The sequence below is a fragment of the Olsenella porci genome (assembly GCF_009695875.1).
Taxonomy (GTDB): domain Bacteria; phylum Actinomycetota; class Coriobacteriia; order Coriobacteriales; family Atopobiaceae; genus Olsenella_H; species Olsenella_H porci.
Window position 1 is genome coordinate 1 of sequence record NZ_VUNC01000004.1, and the last position, 17,727, is coordinate 17,727.

21 protein-coding genes and 1 tRNA gene are annotated in these 17,727 nt (G+C 68.4%); 2 read left to right on the top strand and 20 right to left on the bottom strand.

Annotated features, from left to right (window positions below; all coding sequences use genetic code 11):
- From FYJ68_RS05775 to FYJ68_RS05820, 10 genes are all read right to left on the bottom strand, one after another.
- On the bottom strand, positions 1–1,766 hold a 1,766-nt coding region (locus FYJ68_RS05775; RefSeq protein WP_268233768.1), incomplete at its 3' end, for an MSCRAMM family protein.
- 8 nt (positions 1,767–1,774) lie between these two features.
- Positions 1,775–2,299, bottom strand: a complete 525-nt coding sequence (locus tag FYJ68_RS05780) for a DNA gyrase (RefSeq protein WP_154434946.1) — start codon at positions 2,297–2,299, stop codon at positions 1,775–1,777.
- Between the two features lie 57 nt (positions 2,300–2,356).
- Positions 2,357–3,382: a conjugal transfer protein TrbL gene (locus tag FYJ68_RS05785; RefSeq protein WP_326832243.1), complete on the bottom strand. Its 1,026-nt coding sequence runs from the start codon at positions 3,380–3,382 to the stop codon at positions 2,357–2,359.
- Positions 3,349–4,086: a hypothetical protein gene (locus FYJ68_RS05790; protein WP_154434948.1), complete on the bottom strand. Its 738-nt coding sequence runs from the start codon at positions 4,084–4,086 to the stop codon at positions 3,349–3,351. The genes FYJ68_RS05785 and FYJ68_RS05790 overlap by 34 nt, the downstream gene beginning before the upstream one ends.
- A 12-nt stretch (positions 4,087–4,098) precedes the next feature.
- A complete protein-coding gene (locus FYJ68_RS05795; RefSeq protein ID WP_326832244.1) occupies positions 4,099–5,829 on the bottom strand; it encodes a glucosaminidase domain-containing protein in 1,731 nt (576 codons plus the stop codon).
- Positions 5,826–8,258, bottom strand: coding sequence for a VirB4-like conjugal transfer ATPase, CD1110 family (locus FYJ68_RS05800; RefSeq protein ID WP_154434950.1), 2,433 nt, complete (start codon positions 8,256–8,258; stop codon positions 5,826–5,828). Before FYJ68_RS05800 ends, FYJ68_RS05795 begins: the two co-directional genes overlap by 4 nt.
- A 37-nt stretch (positions 8,259–8,295) precedes the next feature.
- Entirely contained in the window at positions 8,296–8,718 is a 423-nt protein-coding gene (locus tag FYJ68_RS05805; protein ID WP_154434952.1) for a PrgI family protein, read from the bottom strand.
- 10 nt (positions 8,719–8,728) lie between these two features.
- The gene (locus FYJ68_RS05810; protein WP_229772065.1) at positions 8,729–9,028 is read right to left on the bottom strand and encodes a hypothetical protein; all 300 of its coding nucleotides are present in this window, start codon (positions 9,026–9,028) and stop codon (positions 8,729–8,731) included.
- Positions 9,025–10,794, bottom strand: a complete 1,770-nt coding sequence (locus FYJ68_RS05815; RefSeq protein WP_326832245.1) for a VirD4-like conjugal transfer protein, CD1115 family — start codon at positions 10,792–10,794, stop codon at positions 9,025–9,027. The genes FYJ68_RS05810 and FYJ68_RS05815 overlap by 4 nt, the downstream gene beginning before the upstream one ends.
- Entirely contained in the window at positions 10,791–11,405 is a 615-nt protein-coding gene (locus FYJ68_RS05820; protein ID WP_154434954.1) for a hypothetical protein, read from the bottom strand. The genes FYJ68_RS05815 and FYJ68_RS05820 overlap by 4 nt, the downstream gene beginning before the upstream one ends.
- Before the next feature lie 367 nt (positions 11,406–11,772).
- On the opposite strand from FYJ68_RS05820, the gene FYJ68_RS05825 reads away from it, so the two are divergent.
- Positions 11,773–11,925 (top strand): hypothetical protein, encoded by a 153-nt coding sequence (locus tag FYJ68_RS05825; RefSeq protein ID WP_154434956.1) that lies wholly within the window; start codon positions 11,773–11,775, stop codon positions 11,923–11,925.
- A 256-nt stretch (positions 11,926–12,181) separates the two neighbouring features.
- Here FYJ68_RS05825 and FYJ68_RS05830 read toward each other — a convergent pair whose 3' ends face one another.
- Positions 12,182–12,472, bottom strand: a complete 291-nt coding sequence (locus tag FYJ68_RS05830; protein WP_154434957.1) for a hypothetical protein — start codon at positions 12,470–12,472, stop codon at positions 12,182–12,184.
- 164 nt (positions 12,473–12,636) lie between these two features.
- Positions 12,637–12,807: a hypothetical protein gene (locus FYJ68_RS10175; RefSeq protein ID WP_229772066.1), complete on the bottom strand. Its 171-nt coding sequence runs from the start codon at positions 12,805–12,807 to the stop codon at positions 12,637–12,639.
- Between the two features lie 149 nt (positions 12,808–12,956).
- On the opposite strand from FYJ68_RS10175, the gene FYJ68_RS05835 reads away from it, so the two are divergent.
- Positions 12,957–13,190 (top strand): hypothetical protein, encoded by a 234-nt coding sequence (locus FYJ68_RS05835; RefSeq protein ID WP_154434959.1) that lies wholly within the window; start codon positions 12,957–12,959, stop codon positions 13,188–13,190.
- 402 nt (positions 13,191–13,592) lie between these two features.
- Here the strand turns inward: FYJ68_RS05835 and FYJ68_RS05840 are convergent, their stop codons facing one another.
- From FYJ68_RS05840 to FYJ68_RS05875, 8 genes are all read right to left on the bottom strand, one after another.
- Complete coding sequence (locus FYJ68_RS05840) at positions 13,593–14,498, bottom strand: ATP-binding protein (RefSeq protein WP_154434960.1); 906 nt, start codon at positions 14,496–14,498, stop codon at positions 13,593–13,595.
- A gap of 40 nt (positions 14,499–14,538) precedes the next feature.
- Positions 14,539–14,982, bottom strand: a complete 444-nt coding sequence (locus FYJ68_RS05845; protein ID WP_229772067.1) for a hypothetical protein — start codon at positions 14,980–14,982, stop codon at positions 14,539–14,541.
- The gene (locus FYJ68_RS05850; RefSeq protein ID WP_154434964.1) at positions 14,982–15,257 is read right to left on the bottom strand and encodes a helix-turn-helix domain-containing protein; all 276 of its coding nucleotides are present in this window, start codon (positions 15,255–15,257) and stop codon (positions 14,982–14,984) included. The genes FYJ68_RS05845 and FYJ68_RS05850 overlap by 1 nt, the downstream gene beginning before the upstream one ends.
- 57 nt (positions 15,258–15,314) lie before the next feature.
- A complete protein-coding gene (locus FYJ68_RS05855; protein ID WP_154434968.1) occupies positions 15,315–15,536 on the bottom strand; it encodes a helix-turn-helix domain-containing protein in 222 nt (73 codons plus the stop codon).
- Between the two features lie 139 nt (positions 15,537–15,675).
- Positions 15,676–15,876: a helix-turn-helix domain-containing protein gene (locus tag FYJ68_RS05860; RefSeq protein WP_090862052.1), complete on the bottom strand. Its 201-nt coding sequence runs from the start codon at positions 15,874–15,876 to the stop codon at positions 15,676–15,678.
- 553 nt (positions 15,877–16,429) lie between these two features.
- Positions 16,430–16,506: transfer RNA gene (locus FYJ68_RS05865), tRNA-Pro, on the bottom strand.
- A 203-nt stretch (positions 16,507–16,709) separates the two neighbouring features.
- Complete coding sequence (locus FYJ68_RS05870) at positions 16,710–16,859, bottom strand: hypothetical protein (protein WP_154434970.1); 150 nt, start codon at positions 16,857–16,859, stop codon at positions 16,710–16,712.
- Positions 16,860–16,892: 33 nt separating this feature from the next.
- Positions 16,893–17,606 carry a CPBP family intramembrane glutamic endopeptidase gene (locus FYJ68_RS05875; RefSeq protein WP_154434972.1) on the bottom strand — a complete coding sequence of 238 codons (714 nt, stop codon included), beginning with the start codon at positions 17,604–17,606 and terminating at the stop codon, positions 16,893–16,895.
- Between the last annotated feature and the right edge of the window lie 121 nt (positions 17,607–17,727).

Sequence of the window (17,727 nt, forward strand, 5' to 3'; positions counted from 1 at the left end):
TCGTAGGGCAGGGCGCCCTTGGAGTCGTCCGGGGCGGTCTGGGAGTCCGCGGTGCCGCTGAACCACACGCCCGCGGAGGCGTCCCAGGTCCCCTCGCCCGCCGAGTCGTTGGCGTTCGTGCGCGTGGCGTGGGAGGCCCAGGACGACGAGGTGCTGGCCTGGCCGTTCTCGTCGGTCACGATGACGTGGGACTCGCCCGTGGTGGCGGAGGTGATCCGGAAGGGCACGCCCGCTAGGCGCCGCATGCTTCCGGACTCCGCCTTCACGAGCTCGAGGTCGCCGCGGCGGACCTGCTCGGCGACCGTGGGCGCGGCGTAGGTCGAGACGTGCTCGGCGGTCCCCTCGGCGGTCACGCGCGTGACGAAGGTCTTGTCCGAAGCCACGTATCCCTCCGGCGCCCTGGTCTCCCTTATGGCCACGGTGCCCAGCGGAACGACGGCGTTGCCTGCCGCGTCGCGGTAGAGGTCGTCGCCCGTGGCGGACGAGAGGTCCGCGGTGCCGTCCTCCCCCGTGGAGACGGTCCAGGTGCGGGTGGCCTTCGCGGGGAGGCTCCCCTCGTCGTACTGGCCTGCGTAGTAGCGGACCTCGAACTCCGCGCCCGCGAGGCTGGCCGCGCCGAGCGGGGACGCCTCGCCCGTCTCCGCGTCGGCCTTCGCGAGCACGAGGCCGAGTGGGTTCGTCTGCGGGACGTCCGACGCGCTCGCGTCGGCCTCGCCGCCCGCGGGCACTTCCACCCTCGTCGTCGCGTTCGAGAGGGCATATCCCCTTGGCGCCGAGAGCTCGCGCGCCCAGTAGGTCCCGGGCGAGACCTCGACGGCCTCGCTCGTGCCGTCCTCCCTGGTGGTCAGGCGCACCCCCGTGTCCTTTGTGCAGCCCTCGTCAGAGAAGAGGCCGTATACGGCTCCCCCGACGGAGTAGAGTGTGTTGCCGTCGGTGACCGCGGGGTCGGTTGACGCCTTCGTGACGGTCACCCTTCCCCTCGACTGTCCGAGCGGGATGAGGATGTAGTGCGACGGCCAGACCTTCCCCTGGATCGCGGAGGTCTGGTTGCCGCTCTCGATCGTGCCGAACCCGTTGCTCGAGTGCACGGAGTGCCACATGAGGTCCTCGGAGGGGCTGGAGCCCCAGAAGAAGCCCGCATGGCCGTCCCAGGTGTTGCCGTATCGGTCGGTCCCGCCCACGGGCACGGACGAGTCGGGGGTCGCGACGATGATGTCTCCCCGTTGCGCGAGTCCCGAGGCGAGCAGCTCTTCCTTGGTGTCGAAGCGGTAGGACACGACGTCCTGCGCCTTGCATATCCTCTCCCACACGTTGGTGTTCCACCAGTTGGCGCCGTTCGTGGATAGTGCCGAGTAGGGGTTCCCGCCGGCGGCGGCCATCACGTAGCAGACGAAGCCCGTGCACTGCATCCCCGCTCGGTACGAGCCGTGGTCACCGTTCGGTCTAGGCATGTCGCCGGTGTCCCCGAGCCCGAGGTAGGGCGTGCCGAGGTAGAACGAGTCGCCCTGGTGCGACTCGAGTTCGCCCACCACCTGCTCTCGCGTGACGCCGACGACGTCGCTTATGTACCTCGTGCCGTTCGGGTTGTCGAACCATGAGCTCGATTCCGCCGCGAGCGCGACGGTCGGCGCGAGCGCTCCGAGCAGCTGGCTCAGGACGAGCGCTACCGATAGGAGGGCGGCCTTCACGCGCTTGGCCCCGCCGTCACGTCTCCACGCCCGCAGGGCGCGCCGGGCCGAGTGGGCCCTTTCCTTAGCGATCCTCATCTCTTCCCCTATCTTCTCCTTGGTGTGGCGTCGCATGGCGTGCCGATCGCCTCGGAGGCGGCCCGCGCCTCCTGCGCCCGGGCGGAGAGTCCCCCGGCGCCGTCTGTCCGCTCCTCTGCGCGCCCGCGGCAGTTCTGCTCGTACCACCTGCGCCTCGACTCGACGAGCGCCTCTCCGAGCCTCGACGGGTCCACCTCCGCGCACTCCTTCTGGTTGCGCCCCTCCCCGTCCGGCAGTGGGTTGCCGTCAGCGTCGAGTACGTCCCGGCTGAGCCTCACCGGCCTGTCGGCGAGGAGCGGGACCTCCCTCCAGTGCTCGTCGTGGTACCTGGAGTGGTTGGGCTCCACGTACCTCGGGTGGAACTGCCACCCGCCGAGGTCGACGCCGTCGACCTCGGTCCCCCTGGGAAGGGTCACGGTGAAGAGGACCCTCTCCTCACCCGTCTTGCGGTCGGCGTACTCCGTCCGCCGCACGTACCTCTCGTGGAACGAGAGCCAGACCCGCTCCCTTCGCTTGCCTCCCGGACCTTCCATTTCCTTCCTCCTTCTCTTCGCTTGCCGGGACGGTCCCGGCCCCTTGGCGCCTCTCGGCTACCCGCCCAGGACGTCCCTGGCCCAGGAGCCGCTCTTCGTGAGCGAGAGGATCAGCAGCACGCACATCGCGAGGTACTGGAGCGCGTAGCTGAGCCCCCCGACAACGCTGTCCACGGCTGCCCCGGCCCCGGCGCTCGCCGCGTTGAGCCCTCCCAGCACGACCGGGAAGGCGATGAGGGTGACGGTGATGATGAGCCCCGCGAGGCACACGGAGGCGAAGCTCCTGAGGTACGCGACGCCGGCCTGGCGCGTGTCCTCGAGCCCCAGCAGCGAAAGCGGGATCGGGCTCAGGGCCGCCATGAGGTAGAGCTGTATGGCGCGGGCCCACGAGACCACGAGCGCAACCACGTAGGCGGCGATGACCACGACCCAGCTCACGAGCGCGACGACGATCATCGCCACGAGGGCGGGGACGCTGTCCTCGGTGGTGACGATCGAGACCTTTGCGAGGTCCATCGCGCCGCCGGACCCGAACGCCGAGGTCGTCCTCGTGATCGCGAGCCGCGCCACCTCGTAGACCGCGCGCATGAGCTCGAAGGAGTTCTGCACGAGGAAGAGGCACACGGCGAAGAAGACGAGGAGGAACACGACCTCCCGCACCGCCGGCATCGAGGCGTTCCCGTCCATGCGCTGGGAGAGGTGTATCAGCTGGACCGTGAAGATCATGCTGAGGACCCCGCAGCCTATGGGCAGGATCGCCGTCCTCCACACCCCGCGGGCGATGTCGAAGAGGGTCACCTCGCCCGCCGTGCCCAGCATCCTGTCGAAGGGCTTCGAAAGGACCCCGTCGACCCCTATGGATGCCAGCACCCTGGCCTGGGCGTCGAAGATCCAGTTGCAGGTGTCGCGAAGGACCCCGCACATCCAGGAGTTGATGTCGTCCCCGATGGAAGCCCAGGCGGGGCGCGGGACGAGGAGGGCGATGCCGATGGCGAGCGCGGCCGCCAGGGCCAGGCGGCACGCTCGGCTCGGCACGTGGCGTCCCACGGCTATCCCGTCACCGAGAAGGCGCCGTCGGCCCACGTGACCGAGACGATCGACCTCCCCGGGTCGTCGCAGGTGAAGGTCGCCGTCACGCTGTCAGCCTTCGTGTCGATGTACACCTCGCCGTCGAACGCGGCCTCCGTGGCCCCGGGGACGTGCTCGGACACCCAGAGGGACACGGCGAGGTCGAGCGCGTCCTCGCTCCCGCCGACGAGCGCGAGGTACTCCTCGTCCACGCCCGTGACCCTGACCTCGCCGCCAGGCGGGGCGGGAACCCAGTCGAACGAGGTCTGGAGCTGCTCGCACCTGAGCCTCGCGCCGTCGCCCCTGCCCCTGATGGTCACGGTGGCCTGGACAACGGTCCCGTCGGCGCGTGTCACCCTGAGGACGCACTCCCCGTCGCCGTCGGAGGTGACCTCGTAGGACGACGTGCGCGTGTCGGTGCCGTCGGTCTCGACGAGCCTGCCCCCGGACGCCGTCATCCTGAGCGACGCGTCCTCGGCGCCCATCCACTCCCGCGACTCGAGCTCCTCCGCGCACGACTGCCGCGCCTCCTCCGCGCTTGCGCCAGAGTCGGAGCCCTGTCCGTCCGCGGCGTCGACCCAGGCGGCGGTCTCCGAGCCATTGTCCGTTGGGTCCGCCTTGTCGGCTCGTGACGCAGCGCAGCGCGCCGCGCCCGCCCCCAGCGCGACGGCGACCGCCCCGGCGGCGAGCGCGGCGACGGCCTTTCGCCTCTTCTCCATGTCCCTTCCTCCTTACTGGATTCTGACCGCGCACGTGAACCGGCTTATCCCGGTACCCACGCGGACGTGGTCCCCTGGCTGCGGCGCGTGTATGTAGGAGTCGCCGCCGATGTAGATGGCGACGTGGCCGGGCCTCCAGAGGATGTCGCCCGGCTCCGCCTGGGAGATCGGCACCATCGTCCCCGCCCTCAGCTGCGCGTCGCTCTGGTGCGGTATCCGGATTCCCGCCTGCGCGTAGCACCACTGCGTGAGCCCGGAGCAGTCGAGCGCCTTGTTGGGCGTGGACCCTCCCCAGACGTAGGGCGTGCCGAGCTGGGTCTGGGCAGCGGCGACTATGGTCGCCCCCTTGCCCGATGCGGCGCCAGCGGGCCCGGCCCGCCTGAGGTCGTCCGCGCTCATCGAGTCGAAGCGCCTGAGGCCGTAGGCGTCCATCGCGGCCTTGAGCGAGTCGACGTAGGAGGACGACGTGGCGTAGCCCGCGTCCTTGAGGCCCTCGGCCATGAGGTCCGAGTCTCTGCCCTCGATGGCCCTGCGGATCTTCTCGTTTCCCGAGTACCTTCCCGCCTGCAGCAGGACGCGCGAGCGGAAGCGTATGCAGTCCTCGTAGGACCTGAACCTCGTGAATGCGTCAACGACGGTGACCGAGGCGCCCCCGTACTCCTCCCGCGTCTGCCAGGACTCCTTTCCCGCGACCTCGGGGCAGGAGGCGAAGTTCGGTGCCCACTTGATGCCGAAGAGGTTGTTGTCCCTCGTGGCGAGGCCAGAGAGGTGGTCTCCTACGCCCGACTCGACGATGACCTGGGCGAGCGTGCAGCCCGCCGGGTGACCGTACTTGTCCTGGCACTCGAGGGCCGCCAGGACCATCGAGTAGGTGACGTAGGGAGGGAGCCCCTCCACCGACGCGCGCCTCGAGGCCTCGTTGTCCCAGAACCCGAAGAGCGAGCCGACCGCCTGCGAGATCATCGCCGCGGCGAGCACCGCGACGACGGCTCCGGCGAGGATGCCGGCTATCGGGACCGTCGCTGGCGCGCCCGCCGCGTACGCCGCCTTGCCGGCGGCTCTCGCCGTCTCCGCGGCCCTTGTCGTTCCCGGCATTTCCTCGCGAGGCGGCGCCGCCTCGCGCCTCCAGCCCCTCCGAAGGGGCCCGGTCCTGCGCGGGCGCGCCCTGCCGGGTCCGGCGCCCTCCCTGCCGTCGAGCGCTGCGAGCCTGGACCGCGCGCCGTGTCGGCGGGGCGCCTCTCGCACCGGGGCGGCCGCCCAGGTCGGCCGAGCGTCCCCGGGGGTTCCGGTCGCTCCCGTCGCCGTGATCGCCGCCTCCTCGCGGGTCGCCACCGCCGGAACGCCTTCCGGTGCGGGCGGCACTCCCTGCGCCGGTGCGGGGCGGGGCCCCGCGTGGCCTCCGCCGCCGGTCCCCGGCGAGCCGTCGCCTCCCCGTGCGCGCCGCAGGCGCCTTGATGTAGCGCGGGACGCCGCGCCGGCGGGGCGGGAAAGCGCGTCCGCCCCGAGCTCCTCGTCGGACTCCCCGAACGCGTCGCGCGATGCCGTTGCAGTCGCCCTGCGCGCCCTGGCCGCGCGCCCCATCGCCGCCGCGCGGCGACCCCCGAGCTCCGACAGGGCCGTTTCCGCCTCGTCGTGCGCGATTCCCGCGCTCACGGCGTCCGTGCGCCCCTCGAATGCGACGGCGGACGCGTTCGGGGCCTCGTGCGCTGCGGAGCTTGCCGCACCGGCCTCCCGGGCGCTCACCTCTCCCCCCTCCGCGCCGTCGCCTTCCTGCGGCGCCGACTCGGCGCCTGCTCGCTCGGCTTCGTGTTGAAGAGGTCGTAGAGCGCGCCCCTGGGGAAGTCGTCCTTTATGGGGACGCGCGCGCCACCGGCGACGAGGAGCCCCTCGCCCGGCTTGATCGACTCGTCTATGTAGCGCGACTCCTGCTCGGAGAGGCCCAGGAGGTCGACCCAGGCCCTTCGGTCCACGGGCGACTGCTTGTGGAGGAGGATGAAGTCCGAGTTGAGCACCATGTTCCTGGCCTCCTCGTGCTCCAGCATGTAGACCGAGTTCTGCGTTATGCCGGTGGCCACGAGGCCGAACTTTCGCCCCTCCGCCCAGAAGCGCGAGAAGTACGAGACGATCGCCGGGTGCTCGAAGAGGGACTGGACCTCGTCTATGTAGAGCCAAGTGGTGACTCCCCGCTCGTAGTTCGAGTACATGCGGTTGCGCACGGACTCGAGCGCCGTGAGCATCCCGAAGGTCCGGAGGTTCGAGGTGAGGTCCCTGAGGTCTACGTCGACGATCCGGTTCGAGAGGTCGACGTCCGACTCGTGGTTGAAGAAGGACTGCGCGCCCACGGCGTAGCGCTCGTAGCGCAGCGCGATGTCGCGCGCCTCGCGCTCCTCCTGCGCGAGCAGCTCCTCGTAGAGGTTGCCGAGCGTGGGGGTGCCGCCGTCCCCGGAGCGGCTCTCGTAGCACGCCTCGACGCAGCGGGCGATGATGGACTTGTCCGCCTCGGGGAGCCCCTGGCTCCCCTCGGACATTGTCGCCGCGGAGAGCGCGAGGAAGGCGTCGATCTTGAACGCCCGCTGGGCGCTCGGGCTGAGATCTGCCACGTCGGTGAGGTCGAAGGGGTTGAGGTGCGAGTCGGAGTCCGGACCGAGCCTGATCGTGGTCCCGCCGCACGGCTCCGTCACCGCGGAGTACTCCCCCGCGGGGTCGAAGATGATCACCTGGTCGTCGGGGTACGCGAGGATGGTGTTGAGGATCTCGCGCTTGGTGGAGAAGGATTTTCCGCTGCCAGGCTTGCCGGCGACGAACCCCATGGGGCTCGCGAGGCTGCGCCTGTTGCAGATCACCAGGTTCGAGCTCTCCTTGTTCTGGCCGTAGTAGCCGCCGCCTTCCTGGTTGAGCTCCTGCGTCGCGAAGGGCATCTGGATCGCCACCTCCGCGGTGGTCATCATCCTGCCTACATCCACGCGGTTGGCCCCGAGGGGGAGCACCGAGTTGAGCCCCTCCCTCTGCCGGTAGTCGAGGGTCCCCACGTCGATCGAGTTCGATCGCGCCGTGCGCATGATCTGCTCGACCTGGTTGCGCAGCGCGTCGCGGGTGTCCGCGTAGGTGTACACGAGCCCCGTGTAGCGGAAGAGCCTCTGGTTCTTGTTCTGCAGGTGGTCGAGGAGGTCCTCGGCCTCCGCCTTCGAGTACTTGAGCTCGGAGGGGAGGATGTCGAAGTCGTAGCCGCGCTTCACGGCGGTCATCTGCTCGTCGATGATCTCCTTGTCCATCCACGCGAGCCGCTTCTTCACGAAGGCGATCGCGCGCGACTTGTCCATGCCCCTCACATGCAGGCTCACCGCGAGCGGTACGGGAAGGTCGACGATCTCGGCCACGCACCGGTCCGAGAGCTCCGAGCCGAACGAGCGGAAGGCGAGCGTCTGGCACCACGTCCCGTCGACCCTGAGGCACGACGCGGACCCCTCGGGCTTCGCCTCGATGCAGTTGGGGCAAGCGAGGTCCTTCGCGCGCAGCCCGGAGGTGGCCCCGAGCGCCTCCCACCCGGCGGCGGGAGGGTTTCCGGGGCGCAGCAGCTCCGCGATGGCGCGCAGGCGCGCCGGGCCGTCGAGCGGAGTGGCGTCGCATCGTATCCTCTGGAGGGACTGGGTCACGTCCCCGCGCACGCGCGCGAGCCTGGGCACGGCGGACTCCACGTCTCTCGCCCCGACGGAGAACGTGATGTATCGCGAGCGAACGAGGTTCGAGACGCCCTCGCGCATCTTGTCGTTGAGGATTCGGTTGTACTCCTCGGCGAGCGCGGCAGTCCTCCCCCTCTCCGCGAAGAAGGAGCGGTGCCCGATCTCCTCGGCGGGGATGGGCGTGTTCACGACCGAGAGCTGAAGCGCGACGTCCTCGCCGATGGAGTCGAAGAGCTGGCACCAGGCCGAGAAGACGGACTCCTTCGCCTCCCTGCGGGCGCTCTGGTAGCTGATGTCGGAGAACTCGAGGGTCTGCGAGAAGATTCCCGGGTCGACCTCGCAGATGCCGTCGGCCCACAGCGAGTCGAAGCCGACCGCGTTGTATACGTCGCGCGCCGCGCGCAGCGACCTCCTTCGGGCGGCCGCCCTCTCGCTCGCCTCGCGGTCGTGCTCCCTGAGGTCGCGCTCGGCGGAGGCCCCGCCCGATATCATCAGCGAGAGCCTCTCCCAGGGTCCCGCGCCGCGCGCGCTATCCCTCTGTTTCCCTGCTCGGCTCACGGAGCTCCGCCCCCTTCCTCCTCGCTTTCCTCCTGTGACTCCTGGTCGTCCGCTTTGCGATCGGCTCCGGCGGTGCGGCGAGCATGCACGACGTCCCGTACGCGAGCACCCCGTCCCAGGTCGCGTGCTCCCAGAGCATGGGGGCGAACTCCTCAGCCCTCATCCCGTGCGGCCGCCAGAAGCCCAGCAGCCAGAATGGGAGGGACGCGCACATCACCGGCAGGCTCGCGTCGGCGAGCTCCACGCCAAGAGCCGCGTAGAGCGCGGACGCTGTCGCCACCGACGTGGCGAGCCCGCCCGTGACGCAGAGCAGCGTCCTCAGGCTGAGCTTGCCCACGACCTTCTCCTGGTACTCGCCTATGTCCTTGTGGACCGCGACAGAGAGCGACGCCATCGCCGCCCCCCTAGGCCGGGAGCCAGGACGTGTCTAGCATCCCGAAGTAGACCGAGGCGGCGATGATGATCGCCCCGCCCGCGATGGTCGATATGGCGCTCGCGATCTGCGCGCCGCCCTGCTGCTCGCGTATCGCGAGGCCCAGGCTCACGGCGCCCCAAACGACGAGGAACCCGCCGAGGAACGAGACGCAGCCCGACACGAGCTTGATGATTTGGTTGAGCAACTTGTCCTCCGAAGCGTAGGGACCCATGGTGGCGGCGTGGTCTCGGCCCGGCGCCGCCGCCCTCTCGCCGGGCCGGCCGTTCATTTCATCGCGACCACCTCCCCGCGCCATGCCGGGTGATTCCTCGGGTCGTACTTCCTGTCCAGGACCGGGTTTGCGCCGGCGATGAGGACGATCGCCTTTCTCCGGTCGAGCCTCGCGAGCTCCGAGGGCTGTATCAGGTCGCGCTCCGCGGCCTGCCTGCTCTGGGTGGAGCTGCTGGACGCCCCCCTGCTCTCGCTGGCGCCGATGACCGAGACGGTCTGCTTGCCGACCTTCTCCGAGATTCCCCTGTTCGTCTCGTTGGAGTTGCCGCCCAGGAAGAGCGTCGTGTCGCAGCAGTCCACGATCGTCTGCGCCGACTCCCCGTATCGGGCCTTGAGCTGCGAGAGCGACTGGAGGATGACCGAGACCCCGATGTTCCTCGAGCGGACGACGGCGATGGTGCGCTCGAAGTCCGGTAGCCTCCCGATGTTCGCGAACTCGTCCAGGACGAGGTGCACGGGGGTCGGTAGCGACCCGCCGTGCACCCTCAGGGCTCGCTCGCAGAGCAGGTTCGTCGCCTGCCAGACGAGGAGCGCCAGGAGGAACGAGAAGGTCCCGTTCGTGTCCGACGTTGTAGCGAAGACCGCGACCCTGCGGCCCGGCTCGCCCATGAGGTCGATCCCGAGGTCGTCGCCCGAGAGGACGCGCCGGATCTCCTCGCCGCCGAGCGGGGCGAGCCTCGCGTTGCAGCTGATGATTATCGACTTGAGGGTCCTGCCCGCGGCGACCCTGAAGGCGCGGTAGCGGCCGAGCGCGAAGTCCTCCTCCGGCGCGAGCGGCTCCGCGACCCTGACCCACGTAACTCGGCTCCCGCCCGAGAAGGAGCGCGCGCCCCCGTCGCGGGGGCAATCGTCGACGACGCACCTCTTTCCTGTCTCGAGCTCGTCGAAGAGCACGTCGAGCGGGCTCTTGTAGCCCTCGTCCCCCTCGCTCGCCGACGCCAGCGAGAGGAGCGTCATGAGGCCCGGGAGGTTCCTGTCGGCCTCCGGGCAGTGCCAGACGAGGTATGCCACGAGCGCGCTGTAGAGGAGCCTCTCTGCGTTCTCCCAGAACGGGTCCGCCGAGGAGGAGCCCTCCCTCGTGGTGTTGGCGATGATGCAGTCGACGACCTCGAGCACGTCCTGCTGCGTGCGCACGTAGGCGAGCGGGTTGTAGCGCGCCGAGCGGCCGAAGTCCACGGTGTCGATCCTGGCGACCTCGTAGCCGGCGGAGCGCAGGGCCGGCCCCAGCTCGGCCTCGAGCGTGCCCTTGGGGTCGGTCACCAGGAGGCTCGCGTTCATCTGTAGGACGTTGGGGATCACGTAGGAGCGGGTCTTGCCGGAGCCGGACCCTCCGATCACGAGGACGTTCCTGTTGCGCTCGAGCCTGGGGTCGTGGTCGGCCCTGGACATGGCGAGGGAAACGTGCTGCGTGAGGATGATGTTGTTCCTTGGGTCCCCACGGTCGGCGAACGCCCTGGCCTCCCTCGGGCTCGCCCACCTAGCGCTGCCGTGCTCCTCGCCGCTCCTATGCTCCCCGGCGAGAGAGAGCCTCCTCGCCCAGGCGAGCCAGACTCCCGCGGCGCAGGCTAGCCCAACGGCGAGCGGGATCGGCTCCGCGCTCGGCGACACCGTCCCCTCGATGATCCCTGAAAGGACTCCGCGAACCGTGGATTCTGGGTCGGCGGGCGCGCCGGCTGGCAGTGCCGCGGCGGCGACGTTGCCGATCGCGAACGCGGCGGCGGAGAGCCCGGCCGCGGTCGCGGCGCCCGTTCCTCGCGCCCTCACTTCGACCTCGTCTCCACGCGGTCCTGCTCCGGCACGCGGTCGCGTTCTGCGTCATGCGACTGGGCCTCGGAGGCCCTCCTCGCACGCTCCGCCCTCTCCTTGAGGGGCTCCCGGTCGCGGTCGGCGCCGCGGGACCCGCCTTCCCGCTCCTGCTCCTGGCGGATCCGCTCCGCAGCCCTGCTCGCGGCCTTCCTCGTGTCCGATACGAGCTGGTCGAAGGTCGACGCGACCGCCGGCGCGTCGGCCGTCTTGAAGACGAGCCAGGGCGTGCCGCCGTCCTCCGTCATCCCGTGCCAGATGTCGTTTGCGGCGAGCTTCGCGTCCACCGCGGAGATCACCCTCTGCCCGTCCTCGAGCTCGGCGAACTCCGACATGTCGAGCCGCGCGAACCTCGCATCGGTCCGAGCCTCCTTCGGGGCTCCGCCGGATTGCTCGGGCTGTGCGCCTATGGCGTCCCTGGCGCTCTCCAGCGCGGCCTCGAGGCGCCCTATCGCCTCCTCGACGGCGCGCTGCCCCGCGGGGCCTCCGCCGCGGCGGTACCCCTCCAGGCCGAGTCGCAGCGCCCAGTCGAATATCTGCTGGCCGGCGTCGTCGCCGAAGTCGTCTGCCATGTTCCCTCCATGGCGGGCGGCTCGTGGACGGGCCGGCTTGCGCGGCCTGTCTCTCTCGTCGTTAGCTGGGTGCCGGTTTCGGCCCGCCGCCTACGATTCAATGCGAGGCGGCTGTCCCCGTGGGCCGAGTTGTCCGTGGTGGCCGACCCTAGCGGGACCTTGGGCTGGCTTGAGGGGCCACGTGCGTTTGATTGAGTCAGAGACGCGTCGCCCGGCTCCGCGAGGACCCACGCCGGGGGCTTCAGAGAGATCGGCGGGACGCTCAGAAAGCGCACTGGCGGAAGCGGCCGGCTGTGGATAATGGGGGTTGACGACAGGAGCCTGACCGAGTTCGAGAACGAGGCGGTCGAGAATGCGTAGCGGAAGCATGTCAGGAGAGCGAGACCCCAGAGCGATGAGCGAAGAGGAACTGTGCGAGGAAATGGAGAAGAGGTATGGTGACGACTTTGACTTCAAAGACCTCGACATCAACGACCCATTCGTCGTCGAGTTCCTCGACAGAATTTCAAGAGGCAGGTAGACGGATAAGCGACTCCCGCTCCATGACCTGCATCTTGTGAGCCATCCGCTCGCGTGATGAGCGGCCGGTCGGCGTGGCTTCCGTGAGCCCGAAGGCCCTGGGAGCCCGCGAGGGGCGACGCGACGTGCCGCCCGCCAAGTTCCAGCGCACTGGCAAGGCGGAGTTGAACGACCGGGCGAAAACGTCCGTCGTCCTACCGAACGGGGCCGCCCCGAAGGGCGGCCCCGTTCCCACCGTGGCAGATGGTCCTTGACGCCTATCGTTTTCCCCTGCCGAGGAGCGCGTCTGCGAACTCGTCAGAGATCTCCATGTCATTGTGCTCGAGGTTCCAGGCCTCTTCCCTTGACCAGCGTACGCCGTTCTTCTCGTATAGCATGTCGACAATATCTGTCGGCTTGCCCGTCGAGTAGTCGACCAGGTACCCAGCCGCAATGGCGATCGGCTCCTCGCTTGTCATGGCGCGAAGCAGGGCCTCCTTGTCGCGCCTTGGCACGCCGAGCTTCGGGGCAATGCCGTTATCGTAGTCACTCGAATTTGCGTATATCATCGCCTCTCCTTCCTCGGCGTGAACTCCACCATGTTGCCGTTCTCGCGTCTGCCTATGTAGAGCGACTGTCCGGGTTGACGTATAGCGTGTCGTTCGGTGCAGACACCTTGGCTCCAAGCCTGTCTGCCAGCTCCTGTGCGATGCAATTGCCGCCATCGTCAATTCTATCCGTCGAGCTGCCGCACGCCGCCATGGACCCTCCTGCCGCGAATGACACGCACCAGCGTCCTGCCGTCTATGTCGGGGCTGAGGCGCTTTGCCGACGTGCTGCCCCGTGGCGCCTGACGTCGTGCGCGCTCCAATTGAACGATGGGCGGACCTTTGCCGTTGCGCATCTGACGCCTACCACCCTAGAGAGGTCTCCACTTTGCGGATGCACTGAAGAGGCGCTGATGGAAGCGAGGTAGAATGTTGCCCGTGGTTGGTCTCGACCTCGGTCGGACCGACGGGAAGTTTCCATTCAGGCTGAGGAGGAGGCCAAGGCATGCCGAATCTCGACCCCGATTCCCGCATCGCGGCGGAAGAGCTCAAGGACTTCAGGACCGTGACGCCGAGCAGCGAGTTCCTGTGCGATGACGGCAGGGTGCGCACCTGGTGCGAGATGATTGGCGGCATCGACGCCGGGCTCGCCCCCGACGACCCCGGCGTCTCGGACGAGGAGCGGGCGGCGAGGTACCACGATCTGCTCTGGAGCTTCGGCGCGAAGCGCATCTCTTAGCGGCAATCGTGCCTTATCTCGTGCGACGGGAAGTAGGCCTAGCGTCATGACGGACGGGCGTTTTGCCCGCGCTCTTGCCGGTCAGCGGGGTTACGTCACCCCGTGGTTTGGCGGCTGGGCGAAATGCCCCATCGTTCAAGAACTGAGGCATGGATCGTCTGGCCCGACGGGACCTCCCGCCTGTGGGGGCGGGCCATCGGGCCATTTTTGCGATGGCGGGGTTCGCCGCCGCCCGGCGCGTGCGCTTCGGTGAGTTCGTCTCTCCTTGCGAGCCCCGCGCGTGCCTCCTATCAGCATCCCGCAACCCCGAGGCCTTCAAGCGCGACTCGCCGTCAGGCGCACGACTGGCTCCCAGGCAATCGGGCATGGCAGACCGGGGCGAAGGGCGCTGCGGGCCCGCCGCTACCTGAAGCCATCAAGCCTCGATCGCCCCCTGCCGGGGTCCGTGCCCCGTGCGGGCCGCGCGTCCCGCTGCCCCCAGGCGCCCCTCCTCAGGTCGGGTCCCGTGAGCTCCACGTCGGCGCACGTCGCGGCGATTCGCGAGGCTATGGCGGCGGCCGTCTCCGCCTCGCCGGTCGACGCGAGCCTCGACCTCAGCTGCGACAGCGTGTACTGCGACGTGACGACCGTCGGCCTCATGCCCTCGTACCTGGCGTTGACGATGGTGAACAGCGTCGTGAGGGACCACCTCGAGCTGGACTCCTTGCCCAGGTCGTCCAGGACGAGCATCTCGCACGACGAGTACCTTTCGAGGGCCCTCCTGCTCGAGCCTCCCCCGTCGAAGGTCTCCCTGATGCTCGAGAATATGGCGATCGCCGAGGTGAAGACGGTCCTCAGCCCCCGGTCCGAGGCCGCTATGGCGACCGCCGCGGCGTTGTGGGTCTTCCCCGTGCCGACCGGGCCGTGGATGAAGAGCCCGTTGGGCCCCGACCCGGGAAGGGCGTCCGCATAGGCGGCGCACCGGGCCTCTGTTGGGGTCGCCTTTCGGAACCTGAGCGGGATCCCCGACCTCTCGAGCCTGCGCTCCCTCTCCGCGGCCATCTCGTCCAGGGCCCTCCTCTCCTCCTCTCTCCTCTCGCGCTCGGCCCCGTCGCATTCGCATGGCTCGTGCGACACCCAGGCGACGCTCCCGAAGACTGGGACTCCGAGCGGCCTGAGCGGCCTCCCGCAGTGCGCGCACCTCGCGGGAGGCGGGACCTCGCGGACCAGTCCCTGCGCGAGCGCCTCCTCGGGCGTCACGAGCGCCTGGCGACACGGCTGCCGCCCGTCGCATTCCGCGTCCGCGCCGATCCTGCCAACCGAGTCCACGACGCCCGTCTCCTCTCCGGTCTCTCGTATGAGATTCGTTCTACTCTTCTCTTCTATCTATATAGGGGCGGACAATCTGTCCGCGGCCGTGGCCAGGATGTCCGGAGCCGCGGACAATATGTCCGCCTCCCGCCTTGCCCGCGGACAATTTGTCCGTGGTCTCGCCGCCCTCCACGCGCGTTATCGCCGCGCTGACGGCCTCCCTGCGGAGGACGAAGGTTCTGCCCCTCGGGCACGTTTCGGCGTCGGCGGTCTCTGCTATGAGGTCCCTCGAGACGAGGTTTCCGAGGGACCTTCTGACCTGTCTCTCCGACATGTTCAGGAACGCGGCGCAGCTCTCGGCCGACTCGAAGTAGGTGCCGCTCTCCTCCTGGCAGAAGCTGAAGACCCTCGCGTAGACGAGGAGGTCGGATCCCCTGAGCCCCAGCCCCTCTGTCATGAAGCGGTACACCGTGGCGAACTCGCCGGCCGAGTGCCTTTGCATCACGCCTGGCCCATCTGCTTCTTCGCGGCGTCGCGGACGAGCTGCGAGTTCGACTCGAGCCAGTCCATGAGGTCCTCGCGGTGTATGAAGGAGTTCCTCTGCTGCCCGAAGAGGAGCCGGAACGGGAGCGGGTCCTCCTCGCGGTGCGCGAGCTCCCTCACCGTCCTCTCGCTGATGTGCAGGAGGCGGGATACCTCCTCGACGGAGTAGTACTCCTTGATGAGGATGGTGCTGCGGCTGCCGTTGATTCTCCCTGCGTTTGTGGTCTGTCTCATCTCTGATCAGCTCCATTCGAGACGCCGCGCGAGACCGACCGCAGACGGGATCCGAGCCTATTTGCCATCCATTCCGAGCCAGCAGGACATCCTGCTGTCCCTGGCGAGCGTCCTCATGAGCTCCGTCCTGTCGATGCGCCACTGGCTGCCCACCTTGACGGCGGGGATCTTCCGGTCCATGCAGAGCCGCCTGACCGTCCTCGGGGAGACCCTGAGGATCCTCGCGGCCTCGTCCGCCGATATCATGTCCAAGCTGCTTCCGATTTCCCGACGACTCATCTGGACCCCCTTGCCCCTCGGCAGCGAGGATACGGCGGGATGTTGCATCCCCCGTCGGCAGGCCACGGGACAGCCTTCTGCAAGCTTCTGCAACGGCGGCCTTCGCGGAAAACGCATGACGCCACTCCCATGGGCGGCGTCATTGGTCCAGCATCCCGACCAGCTGGGCGATCTTCCTTGGCGAGTAGTACCAGTTGTGGCCGAACTTCTTTGCTGGAATCTGCCCGTTATGGACCATGCGCAGGACCTGGCGCTCGCAGAGCCCGAGGTACCGCGAGACCTCCTGCGTACTGAGCGGCCGGTTCATCCGGGAGAGGTCTGGTGTCTGCTCTTCCTGCATGCGTGTCGCCTTCCCTCATCTGGTGTCACCTCCCATCCTCGGATGGAGCGTGACGCCCTTGGGTTACCTGACGATTCGCATGCTATCCGCTGGTGTCGGTGCCTCTGGCCGCGTCTGCCGGCCTGTCCCCGCTGTCCGCGTCGTCCGCAATGGCCGGGAATTCCCCCAGGACGCCACGGTTCCTTCACAAGCGCCCAAGCCGAGGATACACAAGGCGGGCCGATGGTTCGTATGCTGCGTGCAGAGTCTCGGGCACTTGTCGACAGGCGATCCACTATGCGAAGGCGAGAGGTCGAACGGCGGTCTGACCTCATGCGCGCAAGCCGGCTTGGGAGCCCCATGGAGGCGCGCGAACTGACGCACTCCTGATGTGGCGATACTGCACGAAGACGCGTATCGCAACCGTTCGCCGAGGAGTTTCTCGCGGCGGGAGAAAAGACAAAAGTGGACTTCAGAAGAAACGAGGAACACGGTTTGTAGTACGTAAATAGTACGTCAAATAGTACGTATAAGAAAAAAGGTCAGAGGCTTAAGCCTCTGACCTGCGGTTTCGTGGTCGGGTGGACTGGATTCGAACCAGCGACCCCTTGACCCCCAGTCAAGTGCGCTACCAAACTGCGCCACCACCCGTCTGCTTCTGCTCGGTCTCCCTCGCAGCGCTTGGCAATAGTAACACTTTAGGAACGTCGGATTCAACCGAGAATGCAAAAACATTTACCACTCGCAGACAGCCTCCCGCGAGGGGAGAAGGGCGAGGCATTCCCCGCGGGCGTGACGGACGGCAGGAATTCACGGTAGGAATTCCCGCGAGGGAGAGGCAACGGCCCTCTCCCCTACTTCACCCCGCTCGGGGCGTGCTTGCTTGCGCCCACGAGAATCCAAGCGCACAGCAGCAGTGTTGGGATGCAAGCGAGAAGCCCCAGCGGCGCGGGACCAAGGATGCCGATCCCATCGGTGGAGAACCACGCGGGGAGCCCTGCCACGGCGTTGAGGGCACCATGCGCGAGGGCGCAGGGTCACACGCTCTGGGTGGCGTCCCTCAGCAGGCAGAGCAGGGCGCCAAACCCCATGCAGAACAGCATCATCGCGAGGATACCCACCATCGGGAACCCAGGATAGGACGTACCGTAGTTGTATCCCATCGCGATGAGCGGGGCATGCCACAGACCCCAGATGGCACCGGTGGCGAGCATCGCCGCGGGACGGGGCAGCCAACCCCTGAGGGCGGGGTACAGGAAGCCGCGCCATCCCGCCTCCTCGCCGATGGCGAAGAGCATGTTGAGGAACGGGGCGACAAGCATCGCAAACGCAAACTGCGCGACCATCAGCATGGGCACCCGCGAGCCATGGGCACCGAGCTGCGCCTTAGCCGCCTGGGCGTAGGCGGTAGCGGCGGAATCGAAGGACCCCGACACGAGGGCGAAGTACACGAGGGCGCCCAGCAGCGTGAGGACGGACGGGGCGAGGAGCGCCACCACGTACCAGCGGACGTTGCCCCTGACGCGCGGCCTCCAGCCCCTGGGCACGTCGGCTCCGGGGACGACCCTCACCACGAGCGCGGCGACCAGGGGGCCAAACATCGTGAGGGGCAGCACGACCGGCCACGGGCCAGACCCCTCCGCCACGCTCCAGCCGGTCTGCGACCCCGCCCAGACCCAGCAAACCCAGTCGATGGCGAACGCGAGGACGAGGAAGAGCGCCACTCTCCCCCGCGATGTCCTACCGTCCATGCGAGAGCCTCCCGTCACGAGGACGCGGCGACACCAGGCTGCCAACACCGACGAAACCGTCCGTACCCGTCGCAATCATAGCCCCGTGCGAACCACTGGACAAACCGGGGAACGGAATAGA